At 68.9% G+C, this 21,040-nt stretch carries 19 protein-coding genes and 1 pseudogene; 12 read left to right on the top strand and 8 right to left on the bottom strand.

Annotated elements, in window-relative coordinates; all coding sequences use genetic code 11:
• The first annotated feature begins 9 nt into the window (after window positions 1-9).
• On the top strand, window positions 10-903 hold the full coding sequence (locus NNX35_RS04150) for a dihydrodipicolinate synthase family protein (RefSeq protein ID WP_255765255.1): 894 nt from the start codon (window positions 10-12) through the stop codon (window positions 901-903).
• A gap of 324 nt (window positions 904-1,227) precedes the next feature.
• Here NNX35_RS04150 and NNX35_RS04145 read toward each other — a convergent pair whose 3' ends face one another.
• The 4 genes from NNX35_RS04145 to NNX35_RS04130 all read right to left on the bottom strand — a co-directional run bounded on the left by NNX35_RS04145 (window position 1,228) and on the right by NNX35_RS04130 (window position 7,034).
• Window positions 1,228-4,197: a molybdopterin cofactor-binding domain-containing protein gene (locus NNX35_RS04145; RefSeq protein ID WP_255765254.1), complete on the bottom strand. Its 2,970-nt coding sequence runs from the start codon at window positions 4,195-4,197 to the stop codon at window positions 1,228-1,230.
• A complete protein-coding gene (locus NNX35_RS04140; protein ID WP_255765253.1) occupies window positions 4,194-5,060 on the bottom strand; it encodes a xanthine dehydrogenase family protein subunit M in 867 nt (288 codons plus the stop codon). The genes NNX35_RS04145 and NNX35_RS04140 overlap by 4 nt, the downstream gene beginning before the upstream one ends.
• A 9-nt stretch (window positions 5,061-5,069) precedes the next feature.
• Window positions 5,070-6,215, bottom strand: coding sequence for an XdhC family protein (locus NNX35_RS04135; protein WP_255765725.1), 1,146 nt, complete (start codon window positions 6,213-6,215; stop codon window positions 5,070-5,072).
• 288 nt (window positions 6,216-6,503) lie between these two features.
• On the bottom strand, window positions 6,504-7,034 hold the full coding sequence (locus NNX35_RS04130) for a DUF3995 domain-containing protein (protein WP_255765252.1): 531 nt from the start codon (window positions 7,032-7,034) through the stop codon (window positions 6,504-6,506).
• A 238-nt stretch (window positions 7,035-7,272) separates the two neighbouring features.
• Here NNX35_RS04130 and uraD point away from each other — a divergent pair, with 238 nt between their 5' ends.
• The 9 genes and pseudogenes from uraD to NNX35_RS04085 all read left to right on the top strand — a co-directional run bounded on the left by uraD (window position 7,273) and on the right by NNX35_RS04085 (window position 15,854).
• Window positions 7,273-7,800 carry a 2-oxo-4-hydroxy-4-carboxy-5-ureidoimidazoline decarboxylase gene (uraD, locus tag NNX35_RS04125; protein ID WP_255765251.1) on the top strand — a complete coding sequence of 176 codons (528 nt, stop codon included), beginning with the start codon at window positions 7,273-7,275 and terminating at the stop codon, window positions 7,798-7,800.
• Window positions 7,797-8,138: a hydroxyisourate hydrolase gene (gene uraH / locus NNX35_RS04120; RefSeq protein ID WP_255765250.1), complete on the top strand. Its 342-nt coding sequence runs from the start codon at window positions 7,797-7,799 to the stop codon at window positions 8,136-8,138. The genes uraD and uraH overlap by 4 nt, the downstream gene beginning before the upstream one ends.
• 3 nt (window positions 8,139-8,141) lie before the next feature.
• Window positions 8,142-9,089, top strand: a complete 948-nt coding sequence (pucL, locus tag NNX35_RS04115) for a factor-independent urate hydroxylase (RefSeq protein ID WP_255765249.1) — start codon at window positions 8,142-8,144, stop codon at window positions 9,087-9,089.
• Window positions 9,089-10,603 carry a nucleobase:cation symporter-2 family protein gene (locus NNX35_RS04110; protein ID WP_255867050.1) on the top strand — a complete coding sequence of 505 codons (1,515 nt, stop codon included), beginning with the start codon at window positions 9,089-9,091 and terminating at the stop codon, window positions 10,601-10,603. The genes pucL and NNX35_RS04110 overlap by 1 nt, the downstream gene beginning before the upstream one ends.
• Window positions 10,587-11,915 (top strand): aldolase, encoded by a 1,329-nt coding sequence (locus NNX35_RS04105; protein WP_255867049.1) that lies wholly within the window; start codon window positions 10,587-10,589, stop codon window positions 11,913-11,915. Before NNX35_RS04110 ends, NNX35_RS04105 begins: the two co-directional genes overlap by 17 nt.
• Window positions 11,915-12,739, top strand: coding sequence for a bifunctional allantoicase/(S)-ureidoglycine aminohydrolase (locus NNX35_RS04100; RefSeq protein ID WP_255867048.1), 825 nt, complete (start codon window positions 11,915-11,917; stop codon window positions 12,737-12,739). Before NNX35_RS04105 ends, NNX35_RS04100 begins: the two co-directional genes overlap by 1 nt.
• Window positions 12,739-13,527 (top strand): annotated as a pseudogene (locus tag NNX35_RS04095) (hydroxypyruvate isomerase family protein); the annotation flags it as partial. The gene NNX35_RS04100 and the pseudogene NNX35_RS04095, both read left to right, overlap by 1 nt.
• A gap of 33 nt (window positions 13,528-13,560) precedes the next feature.
• The gene (gene allB, locus NNX35_RS04090) at window positions 13,561-14,928 is read left to right on the top strand and encodes an allantoinase AllB (RefSeq protein ID WP_255867311.1); all 1,368 of its coding nucleotides are present in this window, start codon (window positions 13,561-13,563) and stop codon (window positions 14,926-14,928) included.
• Window positions 14,929-15,008: 80 nt separating this feature from the next.
• The gene (locus NNX35_RS04085) at window positions 15,009-15,854 is read left to right on the top strand and encodes a CoA ester lyase (protein WP_227919561.1); all 846 of its coding nucleotides are present in this window, start codon (window positions 15,009-15,011) and stop codon (window positions 15,852-15,854) included.
• Here the strand turns inward: NNX35_RS04085 and NNX35_RS04080 are convergent.
• From NNX35_RS04080 to NNX35_RS04070, 3 genes are all read right to left on the bottom strand, one after another.
• Window positions 15,851-16,438, bottom strand: a complete 588-nt coding sequence (locus NNX35_RS04080; RefSeq protein WP_255867047.1) for a dienelactone hydrolase family protein — start codon at window positions 16,436-16,438, stop codon at window positions 15,851-15,853. The genes NNX35_RS04085 and NNX35_RS04080 overlap by 4 nt on opposite strands.
• 8 nt (window positions 16,439-16,446) lie before the next feature.
• On the bottom strand, window positions 16,447-16,914 hold the full coding sequence (gene rraA, locus NNX35_RS04075) for a ribonuclease E activity regulator RraA (RefSeq protein ID WP_255765244.1): 468 nt from the start codon (window positions 16,912-16,914) through the stop codon (window positions 16,447-16,449).
• Between the two features lie 201 nt (window positions 16,915-17,115).
• Complete coding sequence (locus NNX35_RS04070) at window positions 17,116-17,682, bottom strand: TetR/AcrR family transcriptional regulator (protein ID WP_255867046.1); 567 nt, start codon at window positions 17,680-17,682, stop codon at window positions 17,116-17,118.
• 115 nt (window positions 17,683-17,797) lie between these two features.
• Here NNX35_RS04070 and NNX35_RS04065 point away from each other — a divergent pair, with 115 nt between their 5' ends.
• Window positions 17,798-19,336, top strand: coding sequence for an MFS transporter (locus NNX35_RS04065; RefSeq protein WP_370646944.1), 1,539 nt, complete (start codon window positions 17,798-17,800; stop codon window positions 19,334-19,336).
• Window positions 19,337-19,431: 95 nt separating this feature from the next.
• Here the strand turns inward: NNX35_RS04065 and NNX35_RS04060 are convergent, their stop codons facing one another.
• The gene (locus NNX35_RS04060; protein WP_255765242.1) at window positions 19,432-19,872 is read right to left on the bottom strand and encodes a universal stress protein; all 441 of its coding nucleotides are present in this window, start codon (window positions 19,870-19,872) and stop codon (window positions 19,432-19,434) included.
• A 221-nt stretch (window positions 19,873-20,093) separates the two neighbouring features.
• On the opposite strand from NNX35_RS04060, the gene NNX35_RS04055 reads away from it, so the two are divergent.
• Window positions 20,094-21,002 (top strand): SDR family oxidoreductase, encoded by a 909-nt coding sequence (locus NNX35_RS04055; RefSeq protein ID WP_255862401.1) that lies wholly within the window; start codon window positions 20,094-20,096, stop codon window positions 21,000-21,002.
• The last annotated feature ends 38 nt before the right edge of the window (window positions 21,003-21,040 follow it).

Raw genomic sequence — 21,040 nt, 5'->3', positions numbered from 1 at the left:
CGAGCTCCCGTGTTCACAGGTCTGTCCGCCTTTCCCCTGACACCCGTTATCCACGACACGGTGGATGAGGACCTCTTTGCCGCGCTGGTCCACCGTGCGGTGGAGGCCGGGGTGGATTCCATCGGTGCGTTGGGGTCCACCGGCAGTTACGCCTATCTGTCCCGGGAGGAACGACGCCGGGTGGCAGCGGCCGCGGTGCAGGCGGCCGGGGAGGTGCCGGTGATCGTGGGGATCGGGGCGCTGCGGACCTCCGATGTCCTGCGCGGAGCCGAGGATGCCCAGAACGCCGGTGCCGCCGGCCTGCTGCTCGCGCCGGTGTCCTACCAGCCGCTGACGGAGGACGAGGTGGCGGGCCTGTTCGAGTCCGTCTCCGCCGCCAGCTCAGTGCCCATCTGCATCTATGACAATCCGACCACCACCCGGTTCACGTTTACGAACGAGCTTTATGCCCGGCTCGGCGCCCTTCCGCAGGTGGAGGCCGTGAAGATTCCGCCCCGGCCGGTGGACGAAGCGGACCAGCGGATCCGTGAGGTGCGGGCCGCGCTGCCGGACCGGATGGCACTGGGGGTCAGCGGCGACGAGTTTGCCGCCCCGGCCCTGCTCGCCGGCGCGGACGTGTGGTTCAGCGTGCTGGGCGGCACCCTCCCGGACCTGGCGCTCGCCATCACCCGCGCCGCTCAGGCCGGGGATGCCGAGACTGCCCTGCGTTTGTCGGCACAGCTGGCACCGGTCTGGGACCTGTTCCGGGATTTCGGCAGCCTGCGCGTGACCTCGGCATTGGCGGCGGAGCTTGGCCTGCTGCCGGTGGAGAACCTGCCCGCCCCGCTGCGGCCCCTGTCCGCGGACGTTCAGCGGAGGATCGGCGGGGTGCTGCGGACGCTTCGGGGCTCAGCGGCCGGTTAGCCCACGGCGCATCCCGCCGCAGGACGCAAAACTCCTCCGCTTCGGGAAAACCCCTCGGTTTGTGACAAATCCTGCCTCGCGCGGCGCAGGGATCCGGACAAACCGCAGGGAATCGGACAGATCGCAGGGATTCGCTCCTGATCTCCGGGCTACAGACGTCGGGCTACACCGTCGGAGCCTCCCGCTCAGCCGGAGCCGCCGCAGGACGCAGAACCCCTCCGGTTTGGGAAAACCCTGCCGGTTTGGGAAATCCCTGCCACGGCGCAGCGGAGGGATTTCCCAAACCGGAGGGAAAATGCACAAACCGTAGGGAAACCAGTCGACCTACACGGCAGGAGCCGGCGCAGCCTCCGGTTCCGCAGGCGCGGCAGGAGCCGGCGCAGTCTCCCGCTCAGCCGCAGCCTCCGGTTCCGCGGCAACCTCGGCCGGAACCCGGACAGCCCGCAGCCCCAAATACACCCGGTCCCGGGCGAACGGTGTCCGGGCGAACCGGATTCCGGTGGCATCCCGAAGCGCATTGGCCAGCGCCGGCGCCACGGGGTTGAACGGGCTTTCGCTCATGGACTTGGCGCCCATCGGTCCCAGCGAATCGTCCGTCTCCGCGAAGAAGATCTCTGTGCGCGGCACGTCGGCGAATGTGGGGACGTGGTATTCGCGCAGGATCCGGGTCTCCACCGTGCCCTCGGCGTCAATGCGCACCTCCTCGAACAATGCCGCCCCGAGAGCCTGGGCAATGCCGCCCTCGATCTGGCCGCGGCACTGCATCGGATTCACGACGACGCCGGCGTCCGCAGCGTGCACGCTCTGCAGGATCCGGATCTCCCCGGTCCCGGCGTGCACCGCCACCCGGAAGCCCTGCACGTTGAAGGCGACCGACCGCGGGGTGCCGCCCCACCGGCCCTCCGCGGACAGGTCGATGCCCTCCTCGCGGGCCCGGACGGCGACGTCGGCCAGCGGGATCCGTTCGCCGCCGCACTCCACGGCGTCCGCCAGCAGATGCACCTGCGCCGAGGTGGAGCTAAACAGGGACGCGGCGAAGCCCTTGAGCAGGGTGGCCAGTTCCTCCGCAGCGGCCAGCGACGCCTTGCCCGCCACCACCGTGCCGGTGGAGCCGTACGCACCGGTGTCGTGGTCCACCAGATCGGTGTCCGCCTGCCGGATCAGCACCCGGTCCGCGGTGGTGTGCAGCGCCGTCGAGGCCAGCTGCGCGTGCACGGTGGTGGTGCCGTTGCCGAACTCAGCAGTGCCGACGTCGAGCCCGTACCGGCCGTCCTCACGCAGGGAAATCTTCGCGTGGCTGATGTGCCCGCGCGGCGGCACGGTGTCGATCATGGCGACGGCGCTGCCCTCACCGATCAGCCACCCGCCGTCGTCGGCCGCGTCGGACGGGTCGGCCGCCCCGGACGGCCCGGCTGAAACAAGCTCCGCCCCGGAGGTCTCCGGCTGCTCCCGCCCCGCAGCCAGCGCACCGGACACCAGCTCCAGGCATTGGTCCAGGCCGTAGCTGCCGTAATGCACGTCTTCGGCAGGTTCGGGGGAGGTGGAGACCATGCGGTCGCCGTGCGCCACCACGTTGCGGCGGCGGAAGTCCAGCGGATCCATGCCCAGGTCCCGGGCCAGCTCATCCATGGCGGATTCGATCGCGTAGATCATCTGGCTCAGCCCGTAGCCGCGGAACGCCCCGGAGGGCAGCGTGTTGGTGTAGACGGAGCGGGCGTCCACTTTCTTGTTGGCGCACCGGTAGACGGCCACGGATTCCCCGCAGCCGTGGAACATCACGCCGGGGGCGTGGTTGCCGTAGGCGCCGGTGTTGGCGGTGACATCAAGGGCCAGCGCGGTCAGGGTGCCGTCCGCGGAGGCTCCGGCGCGGACCTTCACGGCGAAGGGGTGCCGGGTGGTGGTGGCGGTGAACTGCTCCTCGCGGGTCAGTTCCAGCTGCACCGGGCGCTTCAGCTTCAGCGCGGCCAGCGCGGCAAGGTCCTCGGTGAGCACTTCCTGCTTGCCGCCGAACCCGCCGCCCACCCGGCCGGCGAGCACGCGCACCGAGGCAAGCTTCAGCCCGAAGATCCGGCACAGCGTCCGCCGGACGAGGAACGGCACCTGTGTGGAGGTCCGCACCACCAGGCGGCCCAGGTCATCGAAGTACGCGATCGAGCCGTGCGTCTCCAGTGCGACGTGCTGCAGGCGCTGGCTGTAGTAGGTGTTTTCGTGCACGACGTCGGCCGCTGCGAGGCCGGCGGCAACGTCGCCGACCTCGGAGTGCAGTTCCGCCACGACGTTCCCGGCGGTACCGGGGTGGACCTCCGGAGCGCCGGGCGCCAGGGCCGCCTCCGGATCCAGCACCGCGGGCAGCAGCTCATACTCGACCTTCAGCGCACGCACGCCTTCGGCCGCAGCGCCCACGGTGTCGGCGACGACGGCGGCCACCCGCTGGCCGCGGAACCTGACCACATTGTCCAGGACCCGGGTGTCGTCGGGGTCGTCGGTGTGCAGTTCGTGCTGGGCGGTGGAGAAGAGCTGGTCCGGGGCGTCCTCGTGGGTGAGCACCGCTTCAACGCCGGGCACGGCCAGGGCGGCGCTCGCATCAATGGACAGGATCCGGGCATGTGCGTGAGGGGAGCGCAGGATCTTCAGGTGCAGCAGCCCGGGCAGGTCCTTGGCCGGGACATCCAGGGTGTAGCGGGCGCGGCCGGTGACGATGTCCGGTCCCGCCGGAGCGGCCACGTTGACGCCGACAGTCCGTGCATCGCCGGTCTGCGCGGGGGTCGCTCCGCCGGAGGACGGCTCGGCGCCGGCGGTGCTCGTTTCAGTGTGCCGGTGCCCGCAGACAGCATCTTCGATGCTCCGGTAACCGGTGCAGCGGCAGAGGTTTCCCTTGAGGTTCCGGGGCAGGTTCTCCTTCTGCTGATCGTCGAAGGTCGCTGCGGTCATCACCATGCCGGCGGTGCAGAACCCGCACTGGAAGCCCTGCGCGTCCAGGAACTGCTGCTGCATCGGATGCAGGGCAGCGCCGTCGGCCAGCCCCGCGCCGTCGGCCAAGCCCTCGCCGCCAGCCAGCCGCGCCGTGTCGGCCAGCCCCTCGATGGTGGTGATCTCCCGGCCCTCGGCCCGGACCGCGGGGTAGATGCAGCTGTGCACGGGTTTTCCGTCCACATGCACGGTGCACGCGCCGCAGTCGCCGGCGTCGCAGCCCTTTTTGACGCCCAGGTTGCCCTGTTCGCGGAGGAAGGTGCGCAGGCACTGCCCGGGGAAGGGCTGGGCTTCCACCTCGGCGTTGTTGATCCGGTAGGTCACAGGGAGCCGTCCTCGGGTGCGGGTGCGGGTGCGGGTGCAGGTCCGGCAAGTTCGGCGCGGATTTCCTCCGCCAGCCGGTAGGTCATGTCCTGCCGCCATTCGGGCAGCCCGTGCACGTCGTCGTGCCAGAGCCCGGCATCAATCGCATCCTCCAAGCCGGCGCGCAGGTCGGCGGCGTCCGGCACCGCGGAAAAACGCAGCTGGACCGGACGCTTTGTGGCCGCAGTGACGGTCAGGACAAAGCAGTCGTCCTCGTCGACGCGGCCGATCAGGAGCACCCCGGACCGGCCCAGATTGGTCAGCGAGAGCCGCCGGAATGCAGTGCGTGCCCGCAGCGCGGCGGCCGGGAGCGAAATGCTGCGCAGCAGTTCCCCCGGCGCCAGCGCGGTACGCCCGTCGCCGGTCACGAGTTCGGCCACCGGCACCCGGCGGGAAGTGCCGCCGGGGGAGTGGATCAGTCCGACGCCGTCCAGCGCCGCGGTCAGCGAGGTCATGGGCCCGGCGGGCAGGCCGGTGCAGATGTTCCCGCCCACAGTGGACACGTTCCAGACTTTGAAGGAGGCCACGAAGGAGTCGCAGCACGGCTGCACCAGGTCCAGTGCCGGCCAGGCCTGCCGCAGTCCGGGTGCGGCGGCGTCCGGGAATCCATACAGTTCGGCGATGGTGCAGGTGGCGGCGACCTCGAGTCCGTCGTCGTTCAGCACCAGCGGCTCCCAGTCAGCGGCCGTGACATCCAGCAGCCGCTGCAGGGTTTCACTGCCGTAGGAGAACAGCACAGTGCCGCCCGCGAGCCAGGCGTCTCCGGGACGCCAGCGCTGCGGGTCCGCGGTGCGGATCAGCTCGGAAACGGTGGGTAGGTCCATGGGATTTCCTCAGCTGGCGCGGAGCCTGTTGGTCGGATGGATGGGGCCGGAAACATCGCGCAGCGGTTGTCCGCTGGCGGCGGCTCCGGACCGGGCAGCCACGATCTCCGCGAAAACGGATACTGCGGTCTCCTCGGGGGTGGCGGCACCGATGTCGAGCCCGATGGGGGAGTGCAGCTTCGCCAATTCGGGTCCGGCCAGCCCGGCTGCGTGCAGTGCAGCCAGCCGCGCGTCGTGGGTCCGGCGGGACCCCATTGCCCCGACAAAGGCCAGCTCCAGACGCAGGGCCTCGGCCAGGACCGGGACGTCGAACCTGGCGTCGTGGCTGAGTACACAGACCACGCTGCGGGCATCCAGCCGCCCGGCCGACGCCTCCCCGCGCAGGTACGCGTCCGGCCACTGCACGTGCACCTCGTGGGCATCGGGAAACCGCTCCGGCATGGTGAACGCAGGCCGCGCGTCGCAGATGGTCACGTGGTAGCCGAGCATCCGTCCCTGCCGGGCAAGGGCGGCGGAAAAGTCGTTGGACCCGATCAGCACCAGCCGCGGCGGTGCCAGCCGGGACTCCAGGAACAGGACGGCGCTGCCGCCGTCGCACTCCGGACCGCCGGGCTCTCCCAGTTCGACGACGCCGGTGCGGCCGGCCGCCAGCAGCGGAGCGAGGCGGGCTGCGGCACGCGCCGGGTCGAGGCCCAGCATCGCGGCCAGCGCGGGGCCGTGGGCGGAAAGCAGACCTGCAGGCGTGGCCCCTGCCGGGTCCCCGATCAACAGCGGAACGGAAGCCGCGCCGTCGTCGATCCTCCGGAGCAGTGCGCAGGGCTCGCCGGGCGGCGGAACGGCGGGGACCGTGCCGGAGAACACCGGGGAGATGAAGACTTCCAGGGTGCCGCCGCAGCTCAGCCCGACGGCGAACGCGTCGGAGTCGCTGTAACCGAAGGACTCGAGCCGCGGGCGGCCGTCGGCGAGGACCTCCTCGGCAGCGGCGACGACGGCTGCCTCCACGCAGCCGCCCGAAAGGGAACCGGAAATCACCCCGGTGCCACTGACCAGCATGGTGGTGCCGACCGGCCGGGGAACAGAGCCGGAGGCGCGGACGATGGTCGCCGCGGCGCAGGGAATCCCCCCGGCCGTGGCGGCCGCCAACTCTTCCAACATGTCCAGCACTGCGGCCTACCCTCCGGCAACCCGGCGGCAACCGCCACCGGCTAGCCCAGCAACCAAAGCGGTGAGTTCCCCCTGCGGGATAGAACGGGCAGGGGCCTTAATTCCGCAAAACAATGAAACATTTCAAAAGCGCATTACTTTGTACCTGCCGGCCGCAAAAGAATGTTCTTTCCGGCACCGCAAATCCGATCCAAAACCTCCAGGGCTCCGGTAATTGCAGGGAAGCGTACCACGCGGTTCTTTCCGGCGGGATACCCCGCCGGAAATGGCGTGCTGTCCTCAGCGGGCGCGTTCCCGCGGGTTATCCAGTCCGGTACGGGACAGTACGAGATAGCCGAGCAGGGCTCCACCCCACAGCAGGAACAGCGGGTCCCAGAGCCAAGCATGCCCGATCGTCGCCATGCGGTCATACCCGGTGTCCGGGCGGATCAGCCCGGCCAGCACGGCATTGCTCACCACCGTGTTCGCACCCCCGTACAGCACCAGCACCACGGCGCCGATCCAGCTCAGCGTCCGCCAGAGGCCCGGCTTCGGCACCCTGCCGTACGCCGCCGCCGCGGGAATCAGTGCGGCCGCGGCCTTGAAAGCGGCCACGGCTCCCAGCAGCACCCCGGTCCGCAACGGCGCCTCAGTGGATTCCTGTACGGCCCACTGGCCCACGGTATCCAGCAGCCAGCGGCCACCCAGGGCCCAGTAGAAGCTGAAGCCGGCGTGCAGCAGGCCAGCGGCGCACGCCGTCCAAAGACAGGCACGGCCGAGCCCGGTCGGGGCCTGCCGGCGGCCTGCCTTCCGTTCACCGGAGGAGTCCATGGAAGTCATTGTGGAAGCCGGCCGGCCGGACAGGAAGCACCCGCGGAACAGCGCACAAATTAACCTGCAGTAATACTGCAGGTTTAATAACGGGCAGTTCCTTGACAGATACTGCGGGGGCGCACAGACTGTCCCAAATATAAATTCCGTTCCGGAACATCGAATCAAGTCGGCGTCGCCGATGGTCAAGGGTGTCCAGCGCCGGCGGCGGATGAGTTCTGACTGAAAGCTGACACCCGTGCCCCCAGAAGACACGCCTCCAGAAGCAGCGGACTTCCTTGCCGCCTTCAACGCCGCGTCCCGGCCGGATGCCGAAGCGATGCTGCGGCCCTGCGTGGACATTCCCCGCTGGTGCAACGAGGTGGCCGCCGCCCGGCCGTTCGCCACGCCCGGGGAGCTGCTGAGTTTCGCCGAACTGGCCGCCCCGGATTTCACCCAGGCAGAGATCGACGCCGCCCTGGCCCACCACCCGCGCATCGGTGACCGCGCCGACGGCACCGGCGCTGAAGCCCGATTCTCCCGCGGCGAGCAGGCGTCCGTGAGCGGGCTCGAGGGGATCCAGGACCGGCTGCGGGCCGGCAACCGCGCGTACGAAGACCGGTTCGGCCGCGTCTTCCTCATCCGCGCAGCCGGCCGCAGCGCGGAGGAAATCCTGGCCGTCCTCGAAGAACGGCTGCAGAACACCGACGCCGAAGAACTCCCGGTCATTGCAGCCCAGCTGCGCGACATTGCCATCCTCCGACTCGAAGGACTGTTGAACGCATGACCCGCAGCCACGTCACCACCCACATCCTGGACACCGCCGCCGGCAGGCCCGCCGCCGGCGTCGCCGCCTCCCTCTGGTCCCTGCACGACGGCGGCGAGACGCGGGTGGGGGAGGGAACCACGGACGGGGACGGCCGGATCGGCAGCCTCGGCCCGGCGGAATTGGAGCCGGGCACGTACCGGATCGACTTCGCCACCGGCGACTACTTTGACGCCGCCGGAACGGACACGTTTTTCCCCAGCGTCTCCCTGACCTTTAGCCTCACCGACCCGGCCCAGCACTACCACGTGCCGCTGCTGCTGAGCCCGTTTGCCTACTCCACCTACCGAGGAAGCTGAGCCATGACCGAAGCAACGCAGGCCCCCGCGGGGGTCAACACCTCCACCGCCAGCACCGAATCGAAGATCGTGCTCGGCCGCAACCAATACGGCAAGGCCGAAGTCCGGCTGGTGAAGGTCACCCGCGACACCGCCCGGCACTCCCTCGAGGACCTCAGCGTCACCTCCCAGCTGCACGGCGACTTCGAGGCCGCCCACACGCAGGGGGACAACTCCTCCGTGGTGGCCACCGACACGCAGAAAAACACCATCTACGCCTTCGCCCGCGACGGCGTCGGCTCGCCCGAGGCGTTCCTGCTGCGCCTGGAACAGCACTTCACGGGCGGGTTCGGCTGGGTCACCGGTGGACGCTGGGCCGCGGAGCAGTACTTCTGGAACCGGATCAGCGACCATGACCACGCCTTCGCCAAGGACAAATCCGAAATCCGCACCGCCGTCCTGCTGTCCGAAGCCGGCAGGCAGCACCTGGTCTCGGGGATCAGCGGCCTGACGGTGCTCAAATCCACCGGCTCGGAGTTCCACGGTTTCCCGCGGGACCGCTACACCACCCTCGCCGAAACCACGGACCGGATCCTCGCCACGGACGTCACCGCCAAATGGCGCTACGCCCCGGAGACGGACCTGGCCGCCCTGGATTTCAACGCCCTCTACGCCTCCGCACGGACCCTGCTCCTGGACGCCTTCGCCGCCACGCACTCCCTGGCCCTGCAGCAGTCCATGTATGAAATGGGCAAAGCCGTGATTGCTGCCCACCCGGAAATCGTGGAAGTGCGCCTCTCCCTGCCGAACAACCACCACTTCCTGGTGGACCTGGCACCTTTCGGCCTGGACAACCCCAACGAAGTCTTCTTCGCCGCGGACCGGCCCTACGGGCTGATCGAGGCGTCCGTGCTGCGCGAGGGCACGGACCCGGAAGCGCCGGTCTGGAACACCGTAGGCGGGTTCTGCTGATGAGCCGCGCGCACCGCGCCGCGCCGGCGCGGGCCGCCGCCCGCCCCGAGGACGCCCGGCTGCCGCTGGGCAGCACGTTCGCGTATGGCTTCCAGCACGTGCTGACCATGTACGGCGGGATCATCGCCCCGCCGCTGATTGTCGGCACCGCCGCCGGCCTGGATTCCACCGACGTCGGCATGCTGGTGGCCGCCTGCCTGTTTGTCGGCGGCCTGGCAACCCTGCTGCAAACCGTCGGCATTCCCTTCTTCGGCTCCCAGCTGCCCCTGGTCCAGGGCGTGTCCTTCGCCGGAGTGGCCACCATGACCGCCATTCTCGACGGCGGCGGCGGGCTGCAGTCCGTCTTCGGCGCCGTGATCGTCGCGTCCCTGATCGGGCTGCTGATCACCCCGGTGTTCGCCAAGGTGATCCGCTTCTTCCCGCCGGTGGTCACCGGTGTCGTGATCACCACCATCGGACTGACCCTGATGCCCGTGGCGGCGAACTGGGCCATGGGCGGCAGCAGCGCCGCGCCGGACTACGGCAGCGTCTCCAACATCGGCCTGGCCGGGCTGACCCTGCTGCTGGTGCTGCTGCTGAGCAAACTGGGCAGCTCCACCATTTCCCGGCTGTCCATCCTCATCGCCATTGTCCTGGGCACGGTCTTCGCCCTCATCACCGGCAAGGCCGATTTTTCCGGGGTGGGCACCGGCCCCGTGTTCGCGTTCCCGCAGCCCTTCGCTTTCGGGCTGCCCACCTTCGAGGCAGCGGCCATCATTTCCATGGTGATCGTCATCCTGGTGACCCTCACCGAAACCACCGCGGACATCATCGCCGTGGGGGAGATCGTGGACACCAAGGTGGACGCCAAGCGGATCGGCAACGGCCTGCGGGCCGACATGCTTTCCAGCGCCCTGTCCCCGGTGTTCAACTCCTTCACGCAGAGCGCCTTCGCCCAGAACGTGGGCCTGGTGGCCATCACCGGAGTCAAGAGCCGCTTTGTGGTCAGCGCCGGCGGATTGATCCTGGTCATCCTTGGCCTGTTGCCGATCCTCGGGCGGGTAGTGGCAGCCGTGCCGACGCCGGTGCTCGGCGGCGCCGGAATTGTCCTGTTCGGCACGGTGGCGGCCAGCGGTATCCGCACCCTGGCCAAGGTGGACTACCGGGACAACATGAACTTCATCATCGTTGCCACGTCCATCGGCTTCGGCATGATCCCGATTGCCGCCCCTACCTTCTACGACCGGTTCCCCACCTGGTTCGGCACCATTTTCCACTCCGGCATCAGCTCCGCCGCCGTCATGGCCATCCTGATGAACATCCTGTTCAACCACATCCGCTCGGGAAACCCGAAGGACCCCTCCGTCTTCGCCGAAGGCGCCGACCGGATTGTGCGGGTCGAGAACCTGGCGGCGCTGAAGGAGGGCGACCATGTGCAGGGCGGCAAGCTGCTGGACGCCGACGGCCAGGAAATCCCGCTGACCACCACCGGAACCGAACCCCATGAGGATCTCCACCGTGACACCAACCCTTGAGTACGACCCCGTCCTCGGCGCCGAGCACCTGGCCCGGCTGGACGCCGTCCTCGCGGACACCGACCGGCTGCTCGCAACGGCCTACCCCGGCGACGACGGCAGCCGCCAGCCCGTGCACACCGTCTACATCCCGGCAGACCGCTGCGTGCCCGCACTCCCCGGAACCTGGGGCGAGGAGGGGCTGGCCGCGGTGGTGGAGCACGGCAGCCTCGCCGGACTGGCGGACCAACTGGGGATCGGCGCCGGCACGGCCGCCGCCGTCGTCCCGCTGGTCGAGGCGAAGCTGCGCACCGAACCGATCGAGGACCTACGTCTGGATTTCGAGGACGGCTACGGTGTCCGGCCCGACGACGAGGAGGACGGCCATGCCCGGCAGGCGGCCGCCGCCGTCGCCGGGGCGGTGGCTGCCGGGACCGCGCCGCCGTTTGTCGGCATCCGGTTCAAGTCCTTCGAAGCTGCCACCCGCGCCCGCGGCGTCCGCACGCTGGACCTGTTCCTGGCCGGCCTGCTGGCAGCCGGGCCGCTGCCGGACGGACTGGTGCTGACCCTGCCCAAGGTCTCCACCGTGGAACAGGTCGAGGCCATGGTTTTCATCTGCGAACTGCTGGAGGACGCCCACGGGCTGCCCGCAGGACGGCTCCGGTTCGAGGTCCAGGTGGAAACCCCGCAGCTGATCCTGGCCGCCAACGGCACCGTGCCCGCCGCGCAGCTGATCCACCGGGCCAAGGGCCGGGTTAGCGCCCTGCACTACGGCACCTACGACTATTCCGATTCGGTGCAGATCGCCGCCGCCTACCAGTCCATGGAGCATCCGGCCGCGGACTACGCCAAAGCCGTGATGCAGGTGGCCGCCGCCGGCACCGGCGTCCGGCTCTCCGACGGCTCCACCAACATCCTGCCGCTGGGTACACCCGCCGAGATCGTCTCGGCCTGGCAGCGGCACGCCCGGCTGGTGCGCCGATCCCTGGAACGCGGCTTCTACCAGGGCTGGGACCTGCATCCGGCGCAGCTGCCCACCCGCTTCCTGGCCACCTATGCCTTTTACCGGGAGGGGTTCGACGCCGCCGCGGTGCGCCTGCGCAATTACGTGCAGAAACGCGGCGGCAGCGTCCTCGACGAGCCGGCCACGGCCCGTGCGCTGGCCCGGTTTGTCCACCGCGGGCTGCTGTGCGGAGCACTCACCGAAGCCGAGATTGCAGGGGACACCGGGCTCACCGGCGTCGAACTTGCCGCCCTCGCCCATCCAGCCGCCCGGCCCACCCCCACCCCCACGGCCACCCCCGCCGCCACCACCGAAGAAAAGGTCCGATAGTGAACACGCCCCGCTACTACGCCCCCGAGGGCGGCCTGCCCGCACAGACCGATCTGCTCACCGGACGGGCCGTGGTCACCGAGGCCTACACCGTGATTCCCCGCGGCGTGCTGCGGGACATCGTGGTCAGCGTGCTGCCCGAATGGACCGATACCCGCGCCTGGATCCTCAACCGGCCGGTCGCCGGCGGGGCCACCACCTTCGCCCAGTACCTGATGGAGGTGGCCCCGGGCGGCGGCTCCCGCGCCCCCGAGCCGGAACTTGAAGTGCAGTCCTTCCTTTTCGTCCTCGAGGGCACCCTGACCGTCCGCCGCCTGGGCCGGGACCATGTGCTGACTCCGGGCGGGTTCGCTTATCTGCCGCCGGAAACGCTGTGGGGAGCGTTCAACGAGGGGCAGGAAACGGTGAAGTTCGCCTGGATCCGCAAGGCCTACCAGCCGCTGGTCGGGCATACTCCGGCCCCGGTATTCGGCAACGAGGCGGACATTGCGCCGACGCCGATGCCCGGCACGGACAACAAATGGCGCACCACCCGGATGATCCCGGTGGACGACGTCGCCTATGACATGCACGTGAACGTGGTGACCTTTGAACCCGGCGCCGTGATTCCCTTCGCCGAAACCCACGTGATGGAGCACGGGCTGTACGTGCTTGAGGGCAAGGCGGTGTACCGGCTCAACCAGGACTGGGTGGAGGTGGAGGAAGGCGACTACCTGTCCCTGCGCGCGTTCTGCCCGCAGGCCTGTTACGCCGGCGGCCCCTCGAACTTCCGCTACCTCCTTTATAAGGACGTGAACCGCCAGGTCCTGCTGGGGGGCCGGTGATGCACGACGGCGCCCGCTCCGGATACTCGGTGAACTGCTCCATCCTGTTCACCGAACTTCCCCTGCTGGAACGTCCGGCCGCCGCGCGCGCTGCGGGCTTCGACACCGTGGAGTTCTGGTGGCCGTTTCCCGAACCGGTCCCGCCGCAGGCGCAGGTGGCCGAGTTCGAGGCAGCCATCCGCGACGCCGGGGTGCGCCTGGGCGCTTTGAACTTCGACGCCGGGGCAATGCCTGCGGGCGAACGCGGCCTGCTCTCCCTGCCGCACCGGGGAGCTGATTTCCGGGCCAACGTGCAGGTGGTGGCGGGAATCGGGGAACGGCTGGGCTGCCGGCTGTTCAACGCCCTCTACGGCAACCGCAATCCCCGCTTCAGCCCTGAGGAGCAGGATGCCGAAGCCGAGCGGAACCTGCTCGAGGCGGCCCGCGCCGTCGCACCCTTCGGCGGAACCGTGCTGCTGGAACCGCTCAGCGGCGCGCCGGACTATCCCCTGAAAACGGCTGCGGATGTCTTCGCGGTGCTGGACCGGATGCACCGCGCCGGGGCGGCCAACATGGCGCTGCTCGCCGATTTCTACCATCTGGCGGTGAACGGCGACGACGTCGCGGCGCTGGTGGCGGCCGATGCCGGCCGGTTCGGGCACGTCCAGATTGCCGATGCTCCCGGCCGCGGAGCGACCGGAACCGGAAGCCTGCCCCTGGCGGAGTGGGTCCGGGCGAGCCGCAGCGGCGGCTACCGGGGGGATATAGCGCTGGAATACGCGGCACCGGCTTCCGGGGCTTTTGACTGGCTGGATCCGGAGGCGAAGTCAGCGTCGGCCCCCGTGGCGCCGTCGAAGGCATCCGCCGCGACACCGGAGGCAGACCGCTACGACCTGGTGATCCGCGGCCAGGCGGTCCTCACCCCGGAAGGAATTGTCCCGGCGGAAGTGGCCGTGCACAACGGCTCGATTGCCGCCGTCGTCCCGCTGGGCACCGGGCTGGCAGGGGAGCGGCAGCTGGAACTGGCCGAGGACGAAACCCTGCTGCCCGGACTGGTCGATACCCATGTGCACGTGAACGAGCCGGGACGCACCGAGTGGGAGGGATTCGCGTCGGCCACCCGGGCGGCAGCGGCCGGCGGGGTCACCACGCTGATCGACATGCCGCTGAACAGCATCCCACCCACCGTGAACGTGGAGGCGCTGGAGACCAAGCGGGCCTGCGCCGAGCCGCAGGCCGCCGTCGACGTCGGATTCTGGGGCGGAGCCGTCCCCGGGAACGAAACGGACCTGCGTCCCCTGCATGACGCCGGCGTGTTCGGCTTCAAGTGCTTCCTGGTCCACTCCGGCGTCGACGAATTCCCGCACCTGGAACCGGCGGAAATGGAAACCGTCCTCGCCGAACTGAAAACCTTCGACGCCCTGCTGATTGTCCACGCCGAAGACCCGGACAAGATCCAGGACACCCCGGCCGGCTCGCGGTACGCCGGCTTCCTCGCCTCGCGGCCGCCGGAAGCGGAAAACACCGCCGTCGGACAGGTCATCGAGGCCGCACGGCGCACCGGGGCGCGGGCGCACATCCTGCACCTCTCCTCCGCCGAGGCGCTGCCCCTGATCCGCGCGGCGAAGGACGACGGCGTCCGCCTCACCGCCGAGACCTGCCCGCACTACCTGACCCTGACCGCCGAGGAGATCCCCGACGGCGCCACGGCGTTCAAATGCTGCCCGCCCATCCGCGGGGACGCGAACCGGGAACAGCTCTGGGCCGGGCTGGGGGACGGAACCATCGACTGCATCGTCTCGGACCACTCGCCCAGCACCCAGGACCTGAAGGACCTGGTGCGCGGGGACTTCGGCGTGGCCTGGGGAGGGGTGTCCTCGCTGCAGCTGGGCCTGCCGCTGATCTGGACCGAGGCCCGCAGCCGGGGAATCCCGCTGGAACGGGTGCTGCACTGGATGTCCACGGCGCCCGCAGCGTTGGCCGGCCTGGACCGGAAGGGCGGCATTGTTCCGGGCAAGGACGCCGACTTTGCGGTCTTCGCGGCCGGGGATACCTTCACCGTGGATCCTGCCGCCCTGCAGCATAAGAATCCGGTCACGCCGTACGCGGGGAAGCAGCTCAGCGGCGTCGTGCGGCGGACGCTGCTGGCCGGCGTCGACGTCGACCCCGCCGCTCCTGCCGGCCGGCTGCTGCGCCGCGGCGGGGCGTAGCCGGACCGTTTGCGTGACGGTGCCCACATGACGCCCGTCGCATTTACGCAACCGCCGACCCTGAAAGTAATGTCTTCTGTATGGCCCCTTTCCGAAACAGCCGAGCCGCTGCCCTTCCCGCGAAACTGTCCCGTTCCTGGCTGCTGGCGTCCGCCGCAGACGAAGCGAACTTTGCGCCGGCGCTGGCGTCCGAAGCTGATTCGGTGGTCTTCGACATGGAAGACGCCGTTCCGGCCGGCGGCAAGGCCGAAGCCCGTGAACGGGTTGTCGAGGCCCTGTCCACCGGCATGACCGCGTGGGTGCGCGTCAACGGCATCGAAACCGAGTACTGGGCCGATGACCTCGCTGCCCTCTCCAAGGCCCCGGGCCTGCGCGGCGTGATGCTCGCGATGACCGAGAAGCCCGAGCAGGTCACCCACACGGCAATGCGGCTGCAGGCCGGCACCCCGGTGCTCGCCCTCGTGGAATCGGCCCTCGGCATCGAGAACGCCACCGCCATCGCCAGCGCGCCGGGCACGTTCCGCCTCGCGTTCGGCGTCGGCGATTTCCGCCGCGACACCGGCGCCTCGGATGATCCGATGGCCCTGGCCTACGCCCGCTCCAAGCTCGTTGTTGCGTCCCGCGTCGGCCAGCTGCCCGGCCCTATCGACGGTCCCACCGTCGGCGCACTGGGCGAGAAGCTGCTGGACGCCTGCAAGGTCACCCAGAGCATGGGCATGACCGGCAAGCTGTGCCTGATGCCCGAGGCGACGGACTTCATCAACCAGGGGCTCTCGCCGAGCGGCTCGGAAATCACCTGGGCCCACGAGCTGCTGGAAGCGCACGCAGCCGGTGCTGTGGTGGGCGACGGCTCCTACCTGCCGCGCCTGGCCCGCGCCCAGAAGATCTCCTCGCTGGCGGACTCCTACGGACTCTGGAACGCCTAAGCGGGGTTGTCCGCCCGCTCCAGCAGCTGGAGCACCAGCCGGGTGAGCGTGAACGCCGCGTCCATGTCGTAGTCCGGCAGGCTGATGTCAGCGAACAGGTGCGAGGCACCCATATAGAGGAAAAGGTCGGCGTCCGGCGTGGACGCGGCCAGGTTCTCCGCGGCGTCCAGGTCCCCGCTGTCCACGAATTCCTCATCGGCGTCCATGCCGTGGATCTGCACCGGCACACCGGCCGGCCAGGTATCACCGAAGGGACCAAGCGGCACACAGGCGCTGACCAGCACCGCGCCACGTGCGCCGGGGCGGGTCTGCGCCAGCCGCTGGGCCGGGATCACGCCGAGGGAGAAGCCGATATAGACCATGTCCTCCGGGAACCGGTTTGCAATGCTGACACCCAGTTCTTCGATGGTGTCCATGCCGATCTCCTGGGCATAGGCCACTCCGTCCTCCAGGTCGGTGAACGTACGTCCGTCATAGAGATCGGGCACCGTCACCGTGTGGCCGGCCTCGCGCAGGACCTCGGCGAAGGCATCCATGCCGGAGGTCAGGCCGAGCGCGTGGTGGAAGAGCAGGACGTTGGCCATCGGGACTCCTAGGGTTCGACGAGGATCCCGTCCTCATCGGCGTAGAGCACTGCGCCGGGACGGAAGGTGACGCCGCCGAACTCTACGGGCACATCCACCTCGCCGACAGAGTTTTTGGCGCTCTTGCGCGGATTCGAGCCCAGTGCCTTCACGCCCAGGGGCAGCTTGGCGACGGCGGCACGGTCACGGATGGCGCCGTTGATGACGACGCCGGCCCAGCCGTTCTCCACGGCGGCGCCGGCAATCAGATCTCCCATCAGTGCGGTGTTCAGCGACCCGGCGCCGTCGACCACCAATACCGCGCCCTCGCCCGGGGAGTTCAGCAGGGACTTGATGATGCCGTTGTCCTCCAGGCAGCGGACGGTGCGGATGGGGCCGGTGAAGCCCACATGCCCGCCCAGGTCCTGGAACTGCAGGGACACCGAGGCCAGCTCGTCGCCGCGTTCGTCGTACAGGTCAGCTGTGCTTGTGTTCATGGCACCACTGTGGCAGACGGCACAGCAGTGAATCATCCTGCCACGCCGAGGGTTGGCCCTACGCCGGCCCTCGGTTTGTCCGGATCCCTGCAGTTTGTCCGGATCCCTGCGTTGCGCGGCGCAGGGATTGTCACAAACCGCAGGGTTTTTCCCAAACCACGGGGAATTCCGCGCCGGACACTGTCGGGTGTCGCCGGAAGGTTACGTCTGCGCCTGCTGGGCGTGGGATTTCAGGACATCCACGATTTCCAGCAGGTCGGAGACGGAATGCGTGCGGCTGTCGCGGGTGGCCTGCGGCCAGCCGCCGGGCAGGCCCTCGTTGTAATACAAGCCGTCGGCCAGCAGGGTGATGGCACGGGCAATGCCCGGATCGCCCACCTCGTCATGGACCAGGTCGAACCAGCTGCGGTGGATGTCCTGCAGCAGCTCCGAGGCTACGGGATCGGATGCCTGCGCCAGGCGGACGACGCCGATCAGTGCCCGGTCCAGCTCGCTGCCGACGTACACGGAGCTGCGGACCAGGTACCGCGCCGGCCCTTCCGGATCCTCGCGCATGGTCTGCAGGTCTGCCGCGGCGAGGCTGCGGAGCTTTTCGATCAGGGCCCCGGCCATCGCTTCCTTGTTCTTGAAGTGATACAGCAGGCCGCCTTTGGAAACCTCGGCGCGGGCGACGACGGCGTCCAGGGTGGCGCCGCGGGGGCCTTCATTGATGAGGAGCTCCTCATAGGCATCGAGGATGCGGTCCCGGGCGGGACGAGTGTTGGGCATGCTTTTACGCTACGCCATCAGCGGACGAAACAGCCGCAATTTGGCTACCATACAGTCTAGACGGTACAGTACTTCGGTGGGGTTTTCCCTGCCCAGAATCCGTGAAAGATCAACCTTGAAGGAGGAAGCCGTGCTGGCGGTCCAGGAAAAACCCGCAGTTACGCGTGCAGGAACGCGTGAATGGTGGGGACTCGCAGTCCTGATGCTGCCCGTTCTGCTCATCTCCATCGACAACAACGTCCTGAGCTTCGCCATCCCGTCGCTCTCGCAGGCGCTGGCACCCACCGGCGTCGAACTGTTGTGGATCGTGGACGTCTACGCCCTGGTCCTTGCCGGCCTGCTGGTGCCCATGGGCAGCCTCGGTGACCGGATCGGCCGGCTCCGCCTGCTGATGATCGGCAGCGTGGGCTTTGGTGTCTTCTCCCTGGTGGCCGCGTTTGCGCCCTCCGCGGCGCTGCTGATCGTGGCCCGTGCCCTGATGGGCGTGTTCGGTGCCATGCTGATGCCCGCCACCCTGTCGCTGATCCGCAACATCTTCACCGACCCGTCCCAGCGCCGGATCGCGGTGGCCATCTGGGCCGCCGGCTTCTCCGGCGGCGCGGCCCTCGGCCCGATCGTGGGCGGCGTGCTGCTCGAGCACTTCTGGTGGGGTTCGGTGTTCCTGCTGTCCATCCCGGTGCTGCTGCCGCTGCTGATCTTCGCCCCGATACTGCTGCCCGAATCCAAGGACCCCAGCCCCGGCGCCGTCGACATTCTCGGCGTTGTCCTGGTCATGGGCGCCATGCTCTCGGTCACCTACGGCATCAAGGAGTTCGCGCACGACGGCGCCGCGGCCGGCCTGCCGTTCATCGCCGCCGGCCTGGTGTTGGGCTTCTTCTTTGTCCGCCGCCAGCTGTCGCGGGAAAAGCCGATGCTCGACGTCCGGCTGTTCCGGAACCCGGTCTTCAGCGGCTCCATCGCCGCGAACCTGCTCAGCCTGTTCGCCATGGTGGGCTTCATCTTCTTCCTCTCCCAGCACCTGCAGCTGGTGGTGGGACAGACGCCCATCGAAGCCGGCCTGACCATGCTGCCCGGACTGGTGCTCACCATCATCACCGGCCTGGCCGTGGTGCCCCTGGTGAAACGGGTCCGCCCTGCGGTTGTGGTGGCCGGCGGGCTGCTCTTCAACGGAGCCGGCTATGCCCTGGTCTTTGCCGCGGGGGAGTCGGTGACCGTGCTCCAGCTGATCATCGCGTTCCTGCTGCTCGGCGTTGGCGTTGGGGCTGCGGAAACCATTTCCAACGACCTGATCCTGGCCAGCGTTCCGCCGTCCCGTGCCGGATCCGCCTCGGCCATTTCCGAGACGGCCTACGAGATCGGGTCCGTCCTGGGCACTGCCGTGCTGGGCAGCATCCTCACCGCGGCCTACCGCAACGGCGTCCAGGTCCCGGCCGGTTTGACCCCGGAGCAGACGGCTGCCGCCGGGGAAACCCTGGGCGGCGCCGTCGAGGCTGCCCGGGACCTGCCCGCAGATGCTGCCTCGGCGCTGCTGCACTCCGCGCAGACGGCCTTCGACTCCGGCGTCAACATCACCTCGCTGATCGGCCTGGTCACCATGGTGGTGGCCGCCGCGGGTGCGGCCGTGCTGCTGCGCCGGGTTCCGGCTCACCGGTAGTTCTGGTCCGGTAGCTCCGGCCCCGGTCCGCCCCCGGTCCGGGGCCGGGGCCGTCCGGGCGTCCCGCGCCTTCCGTATAGACGATGCTGGCTGGTTTAGTCCCGGTGGGGGCGGGCAATCAGCACCGGGCAGTAGGCGTGCGCGGCCACAGCGGTGCTGACCGAGCCAAGCAGCAGCCCGGCAAAACCGCCGCGTCCTCGGTTGCCCACCACCAGCATCTCCGCCCCGCGGCTGGCTTCCATCAGCACCCGGGCGGTTTGGCCGGCCACCGCTGACTGGGTGAGACCCTCCGGAATGCCCTTCCCTTCGAAGGCTGCTTCCACCGCCTCGGCCAGGCCCCGCTCGGCTTCCACCCGCGGGGACCATTCGGTGGTGGGAAACGGCGTGGCCAGCATTGCCGGAAACTCCCACACCGAGATGGCCTCAATGCGGCATTCCAGCAGGTCCGCCAGTCGACGGGCCAGGCGCAGCGCCTCCAATGACTCCTCTGAGCCGTCCACGCCAACGACAATCCGCTTCCGGGTTCCTTCAGTCATGATGTTCCTTCCAAGGCAGTTGGATATGCAGCAGTTTGCGCCCCCGGCAGCGGGCAGGGCCATAGCAGCGGCGATTTGTGCGGCGGAACCGCAGACTTGAGCAGAAGCGCCAATCGGGCATAGGGTAATAAGCATGCTTACGTTAGCGTGAGCGACCGCCTTTCACGGCGGCCCTAGCCGGACCGCCCGAATGGACTGACCTACCGAAAGTGGGAACTTCTATGACAAACGGCAACAAGTCGGACCAGTACACGTTCCAGAACCCCGTGGACCGCTACCCGTCCATCGCACCGCCCATCCAGGACCAGCCCGAGCCGGGCCTGGACAAGGACATGACCCCGCACGTGGACCACGGCGAGGACACCTACCGCGGCACCGGACGCCTGGAGGGCCGGAAGGCGCTTATCACCGGCGGCGATTCCGGCATCGGTGCGGCTGTGGCCATTGCGTTCGCCCGTGAGGGGGCCGACGTCGCCATCTCCTACCTTCCCGAGGAGGAGCCGGACGCCCAGCACATTGCCGAGGTGGTCGAGAAGACCGGCCGTAAGCTGGTGAGGCTTCCCGGTGACCTCAAGGATCCCGAGTACTGCCGCCAGCTGGTCGAGGATGCCGTTTCGGCCTTGGGTGGGCTGGACATCCTGGTCAACAACGCGGGCAAGCAGATTGCCGTGGAGAACCTTGAAGATCTCTCCGACGAGCAGCTGGACCATACGTTCAAGACCAACATCTACTCGTTCTTCCGGGTCACGAAGGCTGCGCTGAAGCACCTGCCGGCCGGATCGACCATCATCAACACGACCTCGATCCAGGCCTACGAGCCGTCCGCCGACCTGCTGGACTACGCCAGCACCAAGGCGGCCATCAACAACTTCACCAAGGGCCTTGGCCAGCAGCTTGCACCCAAGGGAATCCGTGTGAATGCCGTGGCGCCGGGTCCGTTCTGGACCCCGCTGCAGCCGTCCGACGGACAGCAGAAGGAGGCGCTGACGGAGTTCGGCCAGAGCACCCCGCTGGGCCGTGCGGGCCAGCCCACCGAACTGGCTCCGGCCTACGTCTTCCTGGCGTCGCCGGAATCCAGCTACGTGATCGGCGAAACGCTGAACGTCAACGGCGGCACCCCGTCCCCGTAACGTCTGCGGTTTCATCCCGTTAGAGCTGAGGCCCCGCA

The organism is Arthrobacter sp. zg-Y844 (assembly GCF_024385465.1).
GTDB lineage: Bacteria > Actinomycetota > Actinomycetes > Actinomycetales > Micrococcaceae > Arthrobacter_B.
Note: the sequence above shows the minus strand (reverse complement) of the source record. Positions and strands in the feature narration are given on the sequence as shown.